The 17,524-nt window shown below is 54.1% G+C and carries 11 protein-coding genes; 9 read left to right on the forward strand and 2 right to left on the reverse strand.

What is annotated here, in order from left to right; all coding sequences use genetic code 11:
- Window positions 1-452 precede the first annotated feature (452 nt).
- From SIL79_RS10405 to SIL79_RS10435, 7 genes are all read left to right on the forward strand, one after another.
- Complete coding sequence (locus tag SIL79_RS10405; protein ID WP_071475444.1) at window positions 453-1,337, forward strand: LysR substrate-binding domain-containing protein; 885 nt, start codon at window positions 453-455, stop codon at window positions 1,335-1,337.
- Between the two features lie 106 nt (window positions 1,338-1,443).
- Window positions 1,444-2,553, forward strand: coding sequence for an efflux RND transporter periplasmic adaptor subunit (locus SIL79_RS10410; protein WP_233962940.1), 1,110 nt, complete (start codon window positions 1,444-1,446; stop codon window positions 2,551-2,553).
- Window positions 2,550-5,648 (forward strand): efflux RND transporter permease subunit, encoded by a 3,099-nt coding sequence (locus tag SIL79_RS10415; RefSeq protein WP_039034514.1) that lies wholly within the window; start codon window positions 2,550-2,552, stop codon window positions 5,646-5,648. Before SIL79_RS10410 ends, SIL79_RS10415 begins: the two co-directional genes overlap by 4 nt.
- Entirely contained in the window at window positions 5,648-7,123 is a 1,476-nt protein-coding gene (locus SIL79_RS10420; protein WP_039034515.1) for an efflux transporter outer membrane subunit, read from the forward strand. The genes SIL79_RS10415 and SIL79_RS10420 overlap by 1 nt, the downstream gene beginning before the upstream one ends.
- Before the next feature lie 105 nt (window positions 7,124-7,228).
- A complete protein-coding gene (locus SIL79_RS10425) occupies window positions 7,229-8,536 on the forward strand; it encodes a paraquat-inducible protein A (RefSeq protein ID WP_234501112.1) in 1,308 nt (435 codons plus the stop codon).
- The gene (gene pqiB / locus SIL79_RS10430; RefSeq protein WP_233962944.1) at window positions 8,529-10,202 is read left to right on the forward strand and encodes an intermembrane transport protein PqiB; all 1,674 of its coding nucleotides are present in this window, start codon (window positions 8,529-8,531) and stop codon (window positions 10,200-10,202) included. Before SIL79_RS10425 ends, pqiB begins: the two co-directional genes overlap by 8 nt.
- Before the next feature lies 1 nt (window position 10,203).
- Window positions 10,204-10,806: a PqiC family protein gene (locus SIL79_RS10435; protein WP_071475446.1), complete on the forward strand. Its 603-nt coding sequence runs from the start codon at window positions 10,204-10,206 to the stop codon at window positions 10,804-10,806.
- Between the two features lie 175 nt (window positions 10,807-10,981).
- Here SIL79_RS10435 and dbpA read toward each other — a convergent pair whose 3' ends face one another.
- Entirely contained in the window at window positions 10,982-12,367 is a 1,386-nt protein-coding gene (dbpA, locus tag SIL79_RS10440; protein WP_319619245.1) for an ATP-dependent RNA helicase DbpA, read from the reverse strand.
- Window positions 12,368-12,519: 152 nt separating this feature from the next.
- Window positions 12,520-14,010 (reverse strand): DEAD/DEAH box helicase, encoded by a 1,491-nt coding sequence (locus SIL79_RS10445; protein WP_039034517.1) that lies wholly within the window; start codon window positions 14,008-14,010, stop codon window positions 12,520-12,522.
- Between the two features lie 223 nt (window positions 14,011-14,233).
- Here SIL79_RS10445 and SIL79_RS10450 point away from each other — a divergent pair, with 223 nt between their 5' ends.
- Together SIL79_RS10450 and cydD are read left to right on the forward strand one after the other, a co-directional pair.
- Complete coding sequence (locus SIL79_RS10450; protein ID WP_319619246.1) at window positions 14,234-15,280, forward strand: DUF3626 domain-containing protein; 1,047 nt, start codon at window positions 14,234-14,236, stop codon at window positions 15,278-15,280.
- Between the two features lie 354 nt (window positions 15,281-15,634).
- The gene (gene cydD, locus SIL79_RS10455; RefSeq protein WP_319619247.1) at window positions 15,635-17,524 is read left to right on the forward strand and encodes a heme ABC transporter permease/ATP-binding protein CydD; all 1,890 of its coding nucleotides are present in this window, start codon (window positions 15,635-15,637) and stop codon (window positions 17,522-17,524) included.

The following is a 17,524-nucleotide window of genomic DNA, read 5'->3' on the forward strand; positions in this document are numbered from 1 at the left end:
AGGCTTTCAATGTTGGATGTATAAGGCTGAATCAGTCAGGGTGTGGCCGAGTTTATTAAATGTTAATCTGTTATGTGTTGAATGTAGTTTAATGAGAATCCAATAGCAAGCTGAGGCGTTGTCGCGTCCAGTTTTTATAGGTCGATATTATTTACAAGTGTATTTTTTATAATGTAAGTATGGTTATCGGTTTGTGATTTGTGAGAACGTTGAGGTTCAATTGTTGTTTTTTGAATTTATACTGAATTATTTTGTAACTGTAGAGCTTGATAGGGCTTCAATAACACCTTTTTATGAGTTAATGACTTACAATGAGTAAAGGACGGTGGGATTGTGACAGGCAGTGCGGAGCCATGCTCATGCGTTATCTGAGCTGTTGATATTCCACATTTGTCATCTTGGTCTCCTTAGAGGCATAGTGTGTAACTTATGTTTGGCATGAGAAGAAAACAGTGAAAATTGACGACCTCAGATTATTTTTATCGGTTGTGGATCTAGGCAGCTTTGCCGCAGCCGCCAGTTCCATAGGTGTTCCAAGAGCCTATGTCAGCCGCCGTATTGGTGAGTTGGAGGCTGACTTAGGTAGCAAACTCTTTACCAGAACCACACGTAAGCTGACTCTGACGCCAACCGGAGAAATCTACTATCAGCAGCTGCTGGAGATTATTCCCAGATTAGAGTCGTTAAATGAGTCGATAAAGAACCAAAGGAATATGCCAACGGGCTCGGTCAAACTGGGTTTAATTGGCGATGCCGATATTGTCGCCCACAACCTGTTGCAGGAATTCCTTCGAACCTATCCGCTGATTACTTTGGAAACTCATGTAAGCAACCTGGGATACCACGATATTTTGACCTATGGTCTGGATGCCTGTGTTCATATAGGTGAGATGAAAGACAGCTCCTTTGTGGCCCGCCCTTTGATGAGAGGATTGCGAAAACTCTATGCCAGCCCGGATTATATCGCGGAGCATGGCATGCCCACATCGATAGATGATCTGGATAATCACGCCTTGATCATTCACCGTTTGGCTAACGGTGAGCTGGAAGATAAATGGATTTTTAATCAGGGCGAGTACCGCACCCATAGCCGGCTGATTTCCAACAATAGTTCCTACGTAAAACATGCTGTTATGAATGGTGCAGGTATCAGTTTGTTGGCTGAACTGAGCGCTGCAGAACACGTTAAATCGGGCGAGTTGCAGGAAGTACTGCCCGAGTGTGAAGTTTATGTTGATGACGTTTGGTTGGTTTATCCCAGCCGCAAGGGGATGACCCATGCGGCCAGGTTATTGATTGACAGTATTATTGAAGAAGCACGTAAGTTGGATCTGTAGATTGTCACGAATTTCATGACATTGATGTGTAAATATATGTTATTGTTTTAAATATGGCTCGGCATTACTCTGTGCCGCAATTGATTCAAGTAGTTAGGAAATTGCAGTGACAAGAGTAAAACCGACCGGGCTTAAGTTAAGCCTGCTATGCAGCAGCGTGGTATTCATGCTGTGGGGTTGTGGCAACAGTGAGCAGCCACAGGCGGCCTCGACCGCGCTTCCACTGGTTCAGGTGATGGAGCTTCCGGCTCCGGTCAGTGATAGAGTGCATCAGTTCAGTGGCATTCTGGAATCAGACAAAACGGCTGAGCTGTCTTTTAGGGTGCCGGGCACACTGGAGCAGATCTTGGCTGATGAAGGCAGTCAGGTTAAAAAGGGCCAAGTCATCGCTCGTCTGGATCCCCATGACTTCCGGGTCAGTGTGATGGAGCTTGAGGCCAGACTCAGCGAGGCCGAGGCTGCACATCGTTTGGCAGCCATTGAACTTAAGCGGGTTCGCGCCGCTATTAATGATAAGGCGATAGCCGGGGTCAAACTGGATCGGGCTATCAGCGCCGAAGCCCGCGCCAAGGCGGGTGTTGAACTGTTGAAGCAATCTTTGAAAAAGGCCCAGGACTCTCTGGCTTATACCTCTCTCAAAGCTCCCTATGACGGCGTCATAGGTAAGCGCTTTGTCGACCGATATGAGCTGGTGGATGTTGGCACTCAGATAGTCACCATACATCAACCCACCACGCTTAATGCCGTGGTCGATGTCTCTGAAAGTCAAATTTGGAATCTACGCCAGGGCGCAAACGGTGAAGTCTCCTGGTTCAATGCTGAAGGTTCGGTTGCGGCTGAGATCACCCAGATTGCCAGTGTCCCCGATAGGCTCAAACGCACCTATGAAGTGACCTTTGCCCTGAAACAAGCACCCAAGGAGTTGGTCGCCGGAAAGGCGGTCAATGTGGCGGTGAACTTACCTTACGCCAGCCAAGCGCCGGTGTTTTGTATTCCGGCGATGGCGGTATCCAGTCAAAAGAGTCAGCTGTATGTTAATCGGGTGGTGAATGAGCATGCCAAGGCGGTAGCGGTTAAAGCCATGAGTCAAACCGACGACTCTATCTGTGTTTCCGGCGATCTCCAGCAAGGTGAACGTATCATTTTGGCCGGTGGTGCCTTTGTGGAAAATGGACACAAGGTGGAGGTATTGGGCGAGGCGCAGGTTAAGTCATGAATCTGTCTACCTTTGCACTGAGACAAAAAACCTTTGTCATTTTTTTCACGATTCTTGGCATGATCGCCGGGATCTACTCCTATTTTGATCTGGGGAAGTTGGAAGACCCTTCATTTACGGTTAAAAGCGCGGTTATCGTGACTCTCTATCCAGGAGCCGATGCCAAGGAAGTGGAACAGTTGGTGACTGACAAGGTCGAGACCAAGTTGGAGGAGATGGAGTCGCTGTGGAAACTGCGCTCACTGTCCCGTCCCGGTAGCTCGATGATCTTTGTTGATCTCAAAGAGAAGGTGAACTCTGACGAACTGCCGCAGCAGTGGGATTTGCTGCGCCGCAAAGTGGAAGATGTGAAGCTGGAGCTGCCGATGCAGGCGCAGATCAGCATAGTCCAGGATGAGTTTTCCGAAGTCTACGGCATGTTGTTTGCGGTCTATGGCGACAACATGAACATGGCGGAGATGAAAGACCACGCCAGGGAATTACAGCGGCGGATCAAGGCAGTTGATGGCGTGAAAAAAGTGCAACTGCACGGCATTCACGAGCAGGAGGTCAATATCCGCATCTCGGAAGAACGTCTGAGCGAAACCGGCCTGACCATGCTGCAACTGATCGATCAGTTGCAGAGCCAGAATATGCCAGTGACCGCCGGTGACTTTGATCTCGGGATTGAAAACCTGCGGGTAGAGCAGGGCGGCAGTTTCCAAACTGTGGATGATATTCGTAACGTCAGTATTCAAACCGGGATCAATGGTTTGAACTCGGCGGTGATCCGCTTGGGCGATATCGCCGATATCACTATGGATTATCAGGATCCTGCCACTACTTTGAGCCGTTTTAATGGCCAACAAGCGGTTACTCTGGCTGTGAGCCCGGTTAACGGTATCAATGTGGTTAGCATAGGCGACACCCTTAAACAGGTGCTGGCAGATTATCAGGCCGAATTGCCTGCGGGTGCCGGTATCGGGGTTATCGCTTATCAGCCGGAAGAGGTGCAGAAGTCGGTCAATAACTTCATCAGTAATCTTATTGAAAGTATTGTGATAGTTGTGGTTGTGCTGCTGATCTTCATGGGCTGGCGCAGTGCTTCGATTGTCGGTGCCAGTTTGTTGCTGACAATTCTCTTTACCCTGGTTTATATGAATTTGACCAATGTGGATCTGCAGCGGGTCTCCTTGGGTTCCTTTATTTTGGCCTTGGGGATGCTGGTGGATAACGCCATTGTGATAGTGGATCTGTTCCAGGCCAAGATTAAACAAGGGATAGAGCGTACCCAGGCGGTTATCGATAGCATCAAGGAGATGGCGGTTCCGCTGCTGGCGGCGACTGTGATTGCCGCTATGGGTACGGCGCCGGTATTGCTGTCACAAACCGATTCGGCCGAGTTCTCCTTGTCCATCGTCCAGGTGCTGTGCAGTTCACTGCTGCTTTCCTGGGTAATCGCCATGATAGTCACGCCGCTGATGTGCTGGTTCTTCCTCGGCACGGCCGTTGATGAAGACAAGGCGAAAGCCCCTTCTCGTTATTGGCTGATGTATGAAAATGCAGTTGATTGGGTAGTGGAAAACCCCAAGAAAACCTTACTGTATGTTGTCCCTTTACTGGTCGGCACCCTGTTGGCCGCACCGCTGCTGAAGGTGAACTTCATGCCGTCATCGGACCGGGCGATAGTGTTTTTGGATTACTGGTTGCCCAACGGTGGCCGCATAGAGCAGACCTCTGCCGATATGCGAAAGGTCGAAGCCTGGTTATTGCAGCAGCCAGAGGTGGAAAGTATCTCCAGCTCGGTCGGCGAGAGTGCACCGCGTTTTTCGGTGACAGTTGAACCCGAGCCGCTGGACTCCAGCTATGGTCAGATACTGATCAACACTCGCAACTATGAGGATATTGAGCCCCTGGTCAGTCGTGGTGATGCCTGGTTAAAGGCGCAATTCCCCTATGCCGAGCCGAGATTCAGGGATCTCAAGCTGGCGACCAAGGATAAGTATTCGATTGAAGCGCGCTTTATTGGCCCGGATCCCGAGGTGCTGCATCGCCTGGCCGATGAGGCAAAGGCTGTGATGGTCTCACACCCCAATCTCAAATATGTTCGCGACGATTGGCGCCAGGAAAGCAAGGTGATGACGCCTATGGTGGACCTGCATGCGGCGCGCCTCGCCGGCGTGACCCGAACCGATATTGCCAATGCCATCAATCGGGTGACCGAAGGCAGCCAGGTGGGCACCATGAGGCATGGGGATGACCTTATTCCTATTAAGCTGCGCAGCGCCAACGCGACTTTGGAGCATTTTGAGAATATTCCGGTGCGCTCTTTACTGGGCACTCACAGCGTGCCTATGGGGCAAGTGGTTGAGAGCATAGAGATCAAGGGTGAAGAAAGCATGATCTGGCGTCGCAACCGGCTGCCGGCTATTACGGTTCAGGCCGGAGTTAGCGGCGACACCGCATCCAATGTTCGTCAGCAGATTGCCGCCGAGATTGAAGCCATTGCCTTGCCGGCCGGTTATAAGATGGAGTGGGGTGGTGAATACTATGACGAGCAGCGCTCTATTGATGACTTGCTGGAACAAAACCCCAAGGCCACCTTGTTGATGCTGATCATTCTGGTCGCCATGTTCAATGCCTTCCGCCAGCCTTTGATCATCATGATCACCTTGCCACTGGCCTCCATCGGCATTGTCTGGAGCTTGTTGTTGCTGGATAAACCCTTCGGCTTTATGGCGATAGTCGGCATGATCTGCCTCTCGGGCATGATCATCAAAAACGGCATTGTCCTGATGGATCAGATAGAGCTTGAGCGTCGTAACGGTTCGGGCATCGCCGAGGCGATCAAGGCCGCGACCTTGAATCGAACCATGGCGATCTCAATGGCGGCGTTGACTACGGCGCTGGGGATGATCCCTCTGCTTACCGATCGCCTGTTTGATCAGATGGCGGCCACCATTATTGGCGGTCTCACCGCCGCATCCGTGCTGTCACTGTTTGTAATGCCGGCCCTTTATCGCCTGTTTTATCATAGGGATGAACAAAGAGAAGCCGAACAAATTGAGTTGGCAGCCCCATCACAGCCTGTATTGACAGCCAAAGAGGTGAAGTAATGAAGAAGCATATTTTGGCTGCCATTGTCGGTGTAACCCTGGTCAGTGGTTGCAGCATGGCACCTGATTATCAGTTGCCGAGCGTGAAGGTCAGTGAGCTGTATTTCAATGCCGATACCCAAGGCGTGGCGGCTCAGGCCCTTGACTATCAAGAGTGGTGGCGGCAGTTCAATGATCCGCAATTGGATGCCTTGGTAGCCGCGGCCCAGCAGCAAAACATCAACCTGAAAATCGCCGCCGAGCGGATCCGTTCGGCCCAGGCCTACGAAACAGCAGTGTCATCTTTGAAGTTGCCTTCGGTTTCTCTGGGCGGTGGGTATATGGATCTGCGGATCAGCGAGAACGATCCCATGATGGGGGGCGCCGTTTCCGGCGTCGCCTTGCCCGATGCCCTCGGTGGCGGCAGCGTCAAACTGATGGACCGAGACCCCAATAGCAGCTTTCTCGGGGCGACGATAGCCTGGGAGGCCGATCTGTTTGGTCGTATAGATAGCCTGAGCCGGGCCGCCGAAATTCGGGTTGAGCAGGCAAAAATACTGAAAGCCAACCTCACCACCCTGATGACGGCCGAAGTCATAGATAACTATCTGCAATATCGCGGCGCCGAGGAGCGGATGCTGATCGCGGCCAAGAATATCAAGGAGCAGACAGAGGTGCTGGCACTGGTGGAATCGCTGGAGCGCCATGGTTATGGCTCCAGCCTGGATGTAGCCAATGCCAAGGCGGCGCTGGCGACGACCAAGGCGATGCTGCCCATGCTGGACTCGGCCAAGCAGGCGCATCTGCATCGGTTGGCGTTGCTGCTTGGGGAGAATATCAACCAAACCCAGGCGCGTTTGACTGATGCCGCATTGCCGCAGATGCAGCAGTTGATCCCGACCGGGGTGCCTTCTGAATTGTTGACCCGGCGTTTGGATATCGCCTTGGCCGAGCGGGAAATTGCCGCCAAGAACCAGGAGTTGGGGGCTGCCATTGCCGCCAAGTACCCCAGCTTTTATCTGACCGGCGCCCCGGGGATATCGGCAGATCACTTTGACGATCTCTTCTCCTCTGGCTCTACCACTTGGGCGCTGGCGGCAGGGTTCAACTGGAATATCTTCGATGCCGGTCGGACTCAAGCCATGGTTGATATCCAGGAGAGTGGCTTCAAGACCGCTGTGATGAGTTACCAACAGACGGTCAATAACGCCATCAATGAGGTGGAAACTGTACTGAGACTCTATGGCAATAGCCAAGAATATCATAAGCATATAGTCAAAGCTGAGACTCAGGCCGAGACGGCGGTGACCAAGGCCACCTCCCTGTATCGAGCCGGGCTTGAGAACCACTTGAGTGTGTTGAATGCCCAGAACGTCAAAAACAACATTCAGGATGCCGAAGTGGTGGCCAGGCTCAATACCGCCTCTACTGTTGTCACTCTGTATAAGGCGCTCGGGGGCGACTGGAGCTTGGAGCAAACCCAGTCGCAACAATAAGGCGTTGATCTTAGGTGCAGGGACTTTGTGTGAGTCTATCCCTGCACCCGCTTTTTCCTGAGTGAACCGCTGAGTCTGGTCACACTGAAAATCACAGGAGTTATTGTGAAGCCGTTAAATACCCCGCCGGAAGATGCTGGCCGCCAAGGGCAAAATACCCAGCTGCAGGCCTGTGAAGAGTGCGGTTTGGTGAGTGCTTTTAGCGAGCCCAAACCCGGCAACAAGGTGAGCTGTCCTCGCTGTCATCACGGCTTACAGTCAGCCTTGAAGGCACCGTTTCAGCAGGTTTGGGCCTACGGTTTGGCAACCCTTATCCTGTTGGCCTTGAGCCTGGGGTTTCCCTTTCTGTCTTTCAGTGTCCAGGGCTTGTCGCAAAAGGTCAGCCTCTGGGGCGCCTTGGTCAGCATGCATTACGCCAGCAACAGCATATTGGCGTTGGTGATCTTACTGTGCGTGGTGATCTTACCGCTGATCTATATCCTTTTTGCCATGTGCATCTATCGCCTGGGTTATCTGGCGAGCCTGGGGAGAGCTGTATCTTTAGGTTGGGCCCGAGTGGGCAGCAAGCTTATTTTCAAGTTTGAATCCTGGTTGATGGCCGATGTGTTTCTGGTAGGGATCTTGGTGGCCATGGTGAAGATCATCGCCTTGGCAGATGTCGGTTTCGGGCCATCTTTCTGGGCTTTTTGCCTCTACAGCATGCTATTGGTGAAGTTTGTCTCCGTCATCGACAGCTCGTGGATCTGGGATCGCTTGTCACCCAGAGAAGAGATTGCCAAGGTTCATAGCGGCGACAGTCATCTGAATCATAACCATGATTCCTGCCATATCTGCGGTCAATTAAATCTGGTGTCGAGTAAAAACTGCTGCCGCTGCGGCGCCGGGGTTCAGCCCTATATTCCGCTGCAAAGTATGCAAACCGCCTGGGCTTTTTTGCTGGCCGCCGTGGTGTTTTATATACCGGCCAACTTCTATCCCATCATGTATACCACCAGCGTTGGGCAGACCGAGGCCTCGACCATAATCAGCGGTGTGGTCTTGCTTTGGCATCTGGGTTCCTATCCTGTGGCTTCGGTGATTTTTCTGGCCAGCATAGTGATCCCTACCGCCAAGATCCTGTCTCTGGCTTATCTGTTTCACCAGGCGGGCAAAGGGCGGGTAAAGGGCAAAGAGAGTCGCAATCAGTCGCTGTACCGGGTAACCGAATTCATTGGCCGCTGGTCCATGATAGATATCTTTGTGGTGGCTTTGTTGACCGCTCTGGTTCAGTTGGATGAGCTTATGGCCATCAAGCCGGGACCCGCGGCACTCTCCTTCGCCATGGTGGTGATTTTGACCATGCTGTCTGCCATTAGTTTTGATTCCAGGGTGCTTTGGAGTCAGTCAGGGCTTAAAAAGTCTACCCATGAATAATATGAGTGAATCTATGTTAAATGACGAATATGTCCGGGCCGAAGAGTCCCCAGCCACCAAGGTGTCGGCCGTTTGGTTGATACCTATAGTTGCACTGGTGATCGGTTGCTGGATGCTTTATGACTACTTCGATCAACTCGGTAGTGAGATCAAGCTACACCTCAAGACTGCCGAAGGCATTGAGGTGGGTAAAACCTTTCTCAAGTCACGTAATGTCAATGTTGGTGTGATTGAGAGCATTAAATTGAGTGATGATTACAGCGCGATTATTGCGACGGCAAGAGTGTCGCCGGACGCCGAGAGAATGCTGACCACAGACGCCCGCTTCTGGGTGGTGAAGCCCAGGATCGGCAAAGAGGGGATCACAGGGCTGGATACCTTGTTGTCCGGTGCCTACATAGAGTTGGAGCCGGGAAGATCTGCCGTCGCCAATTATGAGTTCAATGTACTGGAGAACCCTCCGGTGGCCTCGGCCGATGAACAGGGCATTAGAGTAGTGCTTAATAGCCGTCAGGCGGGCAAGCTTGGCGTCGGCGACCCTGTACTCTACGAAGGGTTCACAGTTGGCAGAGTGGAAAGCACCGGCTTTGATACCGATAAACGCCAGGCGTTTTACCAGCTGTTTATCAATAAACCCTATGATGAATTGGTGCGCAGCAACAGCCAATTTTGGCTGGCTTCGGGGTTGAATATGCAGCTGTCTGCCAAGGGGCTGGATCTGCAGGTGGGTTCATTGGAGTCATTGCTCAGAGGAGGCGTCAGCTTTGGCTTGCCTGAGGGGCGTTTGGCCGGGGAAAAGGTTGAGGATGGTGAGGATAATTTCCCTCTCTATGATTCGCAAGAGCTGGCCAGTCAGAGCCTTTACAGCCAGTATTTGGAATATGTCATGTTGTTTGATGAGTCGGTGCGGGGGCTGCATGAAGGCGCCAGCGTCGAATTCCGCGGTATTACCATAGGTAAAGTGGTCAAGGCACCGCTGACGTTGCAGCAATATGGTGTCCATGGTGCAGGACTCAGCAATGGCACCATTCCTGTATTGGTCAGAATTGAGCTGGCACGAGTATTTGAAAACGCCGAGTCGACGGGGCTTGAGCAGCTGCGCTCAGAAATAGAAAGAGACTTGGGGGCGGGCCTGAGAGCGAGCCTCAAGACAGGGAGTCTGTTAACCGGTGCGCTGTTCATCGACTTGGATCTGTATCCGGATGCCGAGCCATACCAGGCCGGGACTTTTATGGAGTATCCACTGTTTCCTACCAAGCGTGCCGGAGTGGCCGAAATACAAAAGCAGGTGGGGCAACTGATCAGCAAATTAAATAACTTACCACTGGAGAGCACTTTCCAGGGGGTCAACCATACCCTGGAAAACACCAGTGCCGCTTTGGCGCAATGGGACAAGGTGGGGCAAAAATTGGAGCAGTTGCTTAAGCAACAGGAGATGCAGGCCTTACCGGGTGAACTGCAAAACACGCTGCGGGAATTTCAAGGGATGGCGCAGGATTATGGCCAGGACTCGGCCATGTACGCCGAATTGCAATCCAGCCTGAAACAGCTCAAGGCTGTGATGCGGGAGTTGCAGCCCTTGTCACGGCAACTGAATGAAAAACCCAACCTCTTGATCATGGGGGCAGATACTGCCGCCGATCCGACACCGAAAAAGGCCGATTGATATGCGAATTATCCTGTTTTCTCTACTGCTGGTATTGGCCGGCTGCTCCAGCCAACCCCAGGTAACCACTTACTTCTTGGGTAAAGCGCCGCAGGCAACTTCTGAAGCGAGAGCAACACCCCCTCTACGCCAGTGCCAATGGCGCCTCGCCGGGGTTGAAATGGCTGACTTTCTGGCGGGTAATGGTTTGGTTTATCAGGTCTCAAACCATGAATTGGCTATCGCCCGTCAGCATCTGTGGGCCGGCGATATCAGTGAGCAGATAAAGGTCAAGATGGCGTCTTTATTGGCCCATGAATGCCCGCGTGAGGCCTCGGTCAATATACCAGCGCAGCAGCCATTAACCCTGACTTTAGGTTTCAACGAGTTTCACGGACGATACAGCGGCGATGCTTTGATTGGGGGCGATTGGCGCATCAGTAACTCTTCCGGTGAACAAGTACTGCAGGCCGACTTTCATTATGACGTGCCCCTGGCTTCAGACGGATACCCGGCGCTGGTCGAGAGCCTCTCCCAGGGGCTTGAAAAGCTGGCGCGGGATATTAATGCCGGGATTGCGAGCCTGAATCTCACTAGCGAACAGAGTTTGGCCTCCACGCGCTAAAATACGGTTGAACGCGGCCAACTTGCTGACAAATGCCAGAGGCTTGCTGATGGTTTTTGCCTAACGCTATTTGGCTGGCGGCAGCTATGTGGATAAGCATAAAAATGCCTGCAATTGATGCAGGCATTTTTATCATCCTTAAACCACCGCCTTTGGCGGTATTGAGGGTTTCGGTTTAAGGTTTCATCGCCCAGGCGCGGAATGACTTGCCTTTGAGCTTGCGCTCACTCAGTAATTTGACCGCAGTATTGGCGCACTCGCTGCGCACCGCTACATAAGACCAGATATCCTGAATTTGTATTTTGCCCACATCGGCGCCGGTCAGGCGGTTGTCGGCTGTGATGGCTCCAAGAATATCCCCCGGGCGCAGCTTATGCTTCTTGCCGCCTTCAATGCGGATGCAGCGCATGGCCGCTCTTATCGGCGCAGAGGAAAAACTGCCGGGCTTTGGCAGTTCACTCATGGTTTGCGGGCCAAAGATATCCTCCAGCAGCGCCATTCGCATGCCATCTTTGGGGCCTACCAGGCTGACGGCCTGGCCCGAGGCACCGGCGCGGCCGGTACGACCGACCCTGTGCACATGCACTTCGGGATCGAACGCCAGTTGATAGTTGATCACCAGATCCAGGGCTTCGATATCCAGGCCCCTGGCGGCAACATCTGTGGCTACCAACACCACCACGCTCTTGAGGGCAAACTGCACCAGCGCCTGATCGCGCTCACGCTGATCCAGATCGCCATGGAGTGCTCGCACGCTGAAGCCCTGCTGCTCCAGGTTGTCGGCCAGCTCCTGGGTTTCTCTTTTGGTATTGCAAAATATCACGGCACTCTCAGGCCTGTGGGCCAGTAGCAATGCTTCCACCGCTTGCAGCCTGGAGGCGGTGTCTGTCACTTCGATAAACTGCTGCGCTATGCTGAGTTGATCATGTTGCTGCTCCAACTTGATGCTGAGCGGCTTATCCATCATGGCGCGGGCCAATTCGGCAATCGGTTCCGGGAAGGTGGCGCTGAACAGCAAACTTTGGCGTTTGTCCGGCATATAGGCGCTTATCTGCTTCAGTGCATCGGCAAAGCCCATCTCCAGCATACGGTCGGCTTCATCCAACACAAGTTGCTGCAATTCGCCCAGATCCAGACGCCCCTTCTGCAGGTGGTCCAGTACCCGCCCCGGTGTGCCAACTATAATGTGCGCGCCATGTTCCAGCGAGCCTATCTGTGGCCCCACAGGCACACCGCCACACAGGGTCAGGATCTTGATGTTGTGAATGCCGCGGGCAAAACGGCGCAGTTCCTTGGCCACCTGATCGGCCAGTTCCCGGGTGGGGCAGAGCACCAGGGACTGCACCCGAAAACGTTTCACATTGAGTCGATTCAACAGCCCAAGACCGAAGGCCGCCGTTTTGCCCGAGCCGGTTTTCGCCTGAGCCAGTACATCGCGGCCCTCAATAATGGCCGGCAGGCTGGCGGCTTGAACCTGGGTCATGGCGGTGAAACCAAGATCGTTCAGGGTGGCCAGCAGGGCGGGTTTCAACGGCAGGCTGGAAAAGGGTAAATCACTCAAGCTGTGTCCTATGGGCTCGCAAATGGAGCAAAAATGGTAAAGGGGTATTGTAACAGGCGGGGATGGTTTTTAGGCAGACTAATCTTGCAGCATTGATTGCGGCATTGAAAAAGCCCACTCGGGTGGGCTTTCAATCTCAGGCTTGATTGAGCTTAGCGCTCATTTCTTTGCCGGGAGCCGCGCGCTTGTGAGTCGCGTTGCTGTGCCTGGTTGTTGCGCTGCTGGTCTGAGCCGCTATTGCCCTTGCCGGCGCCTTGCGGCTTACTCTCCTGGGAGCGACCGCCCTGAGGCTTGGCGTTCGCGGGTTTGCGTCTGGCACTTGAACCCTCGGTTTTGGCGCCCTGAGCCGGACGACGATGGCGGTTTTCAGCATTGGCCGGCTTGCTGCCACTACTTTTATCCAGGTTGCTGCTACGCTGGCCATCCTGATGCCCCTCTTTGGGCTTTTTCGGCTTCTTGGGCTTTTTCGGGCCTATCTTGTTCGGGTTGAGCCGCGATTCCGGCAAGGCTTCCTGAGGTTCGAAGCCATTGACGATTTCACGCTCGATAGTCTTGCCGATCAGCTGCTCTATGTCTTTGAGCTGCTTGAATTCTTCCGCACTTACCAGCGACACTGCCTGACCACTGGCACCGGCGCGGCCGGTACGGCCGATGCGGTGCACATAGTCTTCGGCCACATTGGGCAGATCGAAGTTAACCACTTGCGGCAACTGATCTATATCCAGGCCGCGGGCGGCAATATCTGTGGCAACCAACACCTTGACCTTGCCACTCTTGAAATCGGCCAGTGCCTTGGTTCTGGCACCCTGGCTCTTGTTGCCGTGGATGGCGGCGGCGCCAATTCCTTTGCCATCCAGGTGCTTGGCCAGACGGTTGGCGCCGTGTTTGGTGCGGGTAAACACCAGTACCTGTTGCCACTTGTACTCTTTGATAAGCGAGGTCAGCAGCGCCGATTTCTTTGACTTGTCTACCGGGTGCAACTTCTGGCTCACCCGCTCGGCGGTGCTGTTGGCCGGCGCCACGGAAATCTCGGCGGGATCGTGCACCAAGCCCTTGGCCAGGCGGCGAATGTCGTCAGAGAAGGTGGCACTGAACATCAGGTTTTGCCGCTTGGCCGGCAGCAAAGCCAGAATTTTTTTGATGTCGTGAATAAAGCCCATATCCAGCATGCGGTCGGCTTCGTCCAGCACCAGCACTTCCAGCTGGCCGAACTTGACGGCATTTTGTTGGTACAGATCCAACAGGCGTCCCGGTGTGGCCACCAGGATATCGACCCCTTTTCTCAAGGTCTGCATCTGTGGGTTAATGGAAACACCGCCAAAGACCACAGAGCTGCGCAGATCCAGATGTTTGCCATAGAGACTGACGCTTTCGGCCACCTGAGCGGCCAGCTCACGGGTGGGGGTCAGCACCAAAGCGCGGATATGGTTGCCCCGCGGACGAATACCACCATTGAGACGCTCCAGCAAAGGCAAGGTAAAGCCGGCGGTTTTGCCTGTCCCTGTCTGGGCGGCAGCCATCACATCCCGTCCCTGCAATACTGCGGGAATGGCCTGGGCTTGAATGGGGGATGGAGTGGAGTAACCTTGTTCGGCGACAGCGTTCAAAATCGGGGCCGACAGGCCCAGGGAGGCAAAACTCATGCAATCTTCTCAATTGACAGCGCGGAGCTGAGATATGGGAGCCGCAATGCACAGCGTTGCGGCGAAGGCGGCAAGCTTACAGCATTTGCGGCTAAAGTGCTAATTGCAGCCAACTTGAACCCTTTTATTTTACGCTTGTCTTAACTTTAACTGTTGCAAAGCAGCCGCTTAACCTATCTTGGAAAAGCAAGAGCCAAATTCAGGCCTCGACTCGGTGAGGTGTATGGGGGCAATAGAGCATATACAGGCGCAGGCCCTGCATCGCAGGGAGTATGCCCTGAGCGTGATCAAGAATGTGCAGTCGATGTCCGCCATCGACACCGCACGGCTCTCTCTCGGGCTGAATATGCTGGCTCAACATGGCCGTATCGCCTTTCATTTCCACCCGGATAGAATCGACTCCCGCGGCTGGCCTGTGTTGGCCGGTATGCTGGCCGATGGTATTTACAAGACCCAGTTTGAAACCCGGGTATCCAACGGCAAACTCTCGCCTCAGGTTGGTGGTCCGCGAGATCATTGGGAAAACCAGCTATTCGGCGACTGTTATCGCGGCGCCAGAGGGCGCCCCAAATACGGCGCCCTGGATCTGGGCATGCATCAAAACGGTCCCTCGGCCCGTTTCGGCAGCTGTTATCTGTTGTCATCACCTGCGTTGCTGCATCGCTGCACATTCAGTTATCTGGACTCCTGCCGTGAGCCCAGGGAAAAAGGCACCGCGGCCTGCTTTGAAGATATTTTTGCCGCGCTGTTCAATGAGTGCTTTGAGCGTAGTTCGGCATTGGGCGTAGGTCAGTTGCGCCCGGCGGCCTTGGTCGATTATCTACTTGATGCCTTGCCTTTGGGGGTGGCAGCCAGGTTTGAGCGCCCCATGAGCGGTGATCTGGATCATTACATTGAGGCTCAGTGCCACGGTGAGCTGGTGATAGCTGAGGATCTGACTCACTTGGTGGCCGATCCGGCATTCAAAGGCACAGAGATGGAGATTTTGATGCAGCGCTTGTGTGACAAGTACCGACTGCAGCTGTGTTGGCATCAGGGCTATCAAATGCCGGTTGATGAGGTGCCGCCGGACTTTCGCGGCGCCGCCATGCCCAAGCTCGCCGCCTTGGTGGCACGGGATGGCCTGCTCGATGCCCGTCTGATAGGGGAAGCGGCGCTGGCACTGCATAAAGATCCGCAGCAGTGGCGCATGCTTGGCAATGAAACCGAGCTCAAGCAGCAGCTCAAGTTGCTGTGGCATGTGCTGGTGCGTTTTGGTCATAGTCGTTGAGGGCACTCCATCTCTGGTCGGTCGTCTCAATTGAGCGGGGATTACCCGTGAGTATGCACTGTGTGCTCACAGCGGTAGCTGCGCCATCGAAGCGAACCTCTAACGTTAGTAGATCTAGCATTAAGTAGATTGTGGGGAGGGCGTTAACCTGGGGTTAAGTTGCTTGGCTTATGGTGCGTTTTTTTGATCTGGCGCAAATTTTGTGAGTCCGGTAACAGTTCCTGGGCAACGGGTTTCTTCCCTTGGCAATGCCTGCGATACTGCTTGCCTACCGAACGATTCGCCTTAGGTCAAGCTATTACCTTGCTGCTTTGGCAGCAACAGCGTCATTAGCTGATTTTGCAGTAGGATCCCATGGACAAATCCTTAGAGAAACAACTCGGTCGCTGGCTCAAAGCGCAACAATCTGCCTGTGGCCCCTTCCTTAAACTCTCTGTGTTGTTGGGCGTGCTCAACGGCTTGGCGCTGGTGGGCCAGGCCTGGGTGCTGGCCACTGTGCTGCAGGGGCTGATCATCGACGAGCTTGATAGGCAGGCATTTATTCCGCATATGTTGGCCTTTGCGACTCTGGTGTTGCTGCGAGCAGTTATCGCTTGGCTCAGAGAGCGGGTCAGCTTCGAGGCCGGCAGACGCCTCAGAGAGCAGATGCGCGCCGCCGTGCTCAATAAACTTGAACGCCTGGGGCCGGCCTTTGTCAATGGCAAGCCTGTCGGCAGCTGGGCCAGTATAGTGCTGGAACAGATAGAAGATTTGCAGGATTTCTATGGCCGTTACCTGCCGCAGATGAGCCTGGCGGCCTTTATTCCGCTGATCATCTTGGTATGTGTGTTCCCCATCAACTGGGCCGGTGGCCTGATTTTGCTCGGCACCGCTCCCCTTATTCCACTGTTTATGGTCTTGGTCGGCATGGGTGCCGCCGATGCCAACCGCAAGCATTTCGGTGCGCTGCAGCAATTGAGCGGCCACTTTATGGATCGCCTCAAGGCCTTGCCGACACTCAAGCTTTTCTATCGCGCCGAAGCGGAGCAGCGCGCCATAGGCAAGGCCTCGGAAGATTTTCGTGAGCGTACCATGGCAGTGCTCAGAATGGCGTTTCTCAGCTCCGCCGTGCTGGAGTTCTTCGCCGCGGTATCCATCGCTATTTTGGCGGTATATTTCGGCTTCAGTTATCTGGGGCACCTGGACTTTGGTCATTACGGCATGGGTATCAGCCTGTTTACCGGGATGTTTGTGCTGATTTTGGCACCTGAGTTTTATCAGCCGCTGCGCGACATGGGCACTCACTACCATGCCAAGGCCCAGGCGGTGGGCGCCGCCGAATCCTTGATGGCACTGCTGGAGTTGCCTGAGCCGCTCAAGCGTGGTGAACAGCCCCTCCCCGGTGAGGGCATTGAACTGCAGGCCCGGGATCTCAAGGTATTGAGCATAGACGGCGTGCCTTTACTGGGGCCGCTGAGTTTTAGCTTAGCGGCGGGCGAGAAGCTGGCCTTGGTGGGCCCGAGTGGCGCCGGTAAAACCAGCTTGCTCAACGCTCTGCTGGGTTTTCTGCCCTATGAGGGCAGCTTAAAGCTCAATGGTATTGAACTGGCCGAGCTGGATCCTGCCGCCTGTCGCAGCCGTATCGCTTGGCTTGGCCAGAATCCGCAGCTGTTCCACGGCTCTATCGCCGATAATCTGCGTCTCGGCCAGCCCGAACTGACCGAGGCGCAATTGTGGGATTATCTGCAACAGGCCAAGGTGGCCGACTATGTTCGCGCCTTGCCGGATGGGCTGGCGCACCAATTGGATGAATACAGCGGTGGCCTGTCTGTGGGGCAGGCGCAGCGGCTGGCGTTGGCCCGCGCCCTTGGGCGTCAGGCGCAGCTGTTTGTGCTCGATGAGCCCAGCGCCAGCCTCGACAGCCAGAGTGAACAACTGGTGCTTAGCGCGCTGTGGCAGGCGATGGCTGGCAAGAGCTGCCTTATGGTGACCCACAGATTGGATCAACTGGATCGGATGGACAGAGTTCTGGTGCTGGATCAGGGAAAACTGGTGCAGCAGGGCACTTTTGCCGAACTCAAAGCGCAGCCGGGCTTACTGGCGCAGATGCTGGATGAGCTGCCGCTGGCGGTTTCCCTCGATGATGCGCCAAAGGCATCGGCGCCGCCGATTGCCGCGAGCGCTGAGGCGGAAGCCGTGCCCGAGTTAAAGTCAGAATCAAAACCAGAGTCAAAGTCAGAGTCAGAGTCAGGGGAGGAGCGTTGA

The sequence above is a fragment of the Shewanella indica genome, from assembly GCF_033842865.1.
GTDB classification, from domain to species: domain Bacteria; phylum Pseudomonadota; class Gammaproteobacteria; order Enterobacterales; family Shewanellaceae; genus Shewanella; species Shewanella indica.

Excerpts from the sequence above, each read along its gene's own strand:
- SIL79_RS10450 (WP_319619246.1), top strand. The coding sequence starts at position 14,234 with ATGGGGGCAATAGAGCATATACAGGCGCAGGCCCTGCATCGCAGGGAG.
- SIL79_RS10420 (WP_039034515.1), top strand. The coding sequence starts at position 5,648 with ATGAAGAAGCATATTTTGGCTGCCATTGTCGGTGTAACCCTGGTCAGT.
- cydD (WP_319619247.1), top strand. The coding sequence starts at position 15,635 with ATGGACAAATCCTTAGAGAAACAACTCGGTCGCTGGCTCAAAGCGCAA.
- pqiB (WP_233962944.1), top strand. The coding sequence starts at position 8,529 with ATGAATAATATGAGTGAATCTATGTTAAATGACGAATATGTCCGGGCC.
- SIL79_RS10415 (WP_039034514.1), top strand. The coding sequence starts at position 2,550 with ATGAATCTGTCTACCTTTGCACTGAGACAAAAAACCTTTGTCATTTTT.
- SIL79_RS10435 (WP_071475446.1), top strand. The coding sequence starts at position 10,204 with ATGCGAATTATCCTGTTTTCTCTACTGCTGGTATTGGCCGGCTGCTCC.
- SIL79_RS10445 (WP_039034517.1), bottom strand. The coding sequence starts at position 14,010 with ATGAGTTTTGCCTCCCTGGGCCTGTCGGCCCCGATTTTGAACGCTGTC.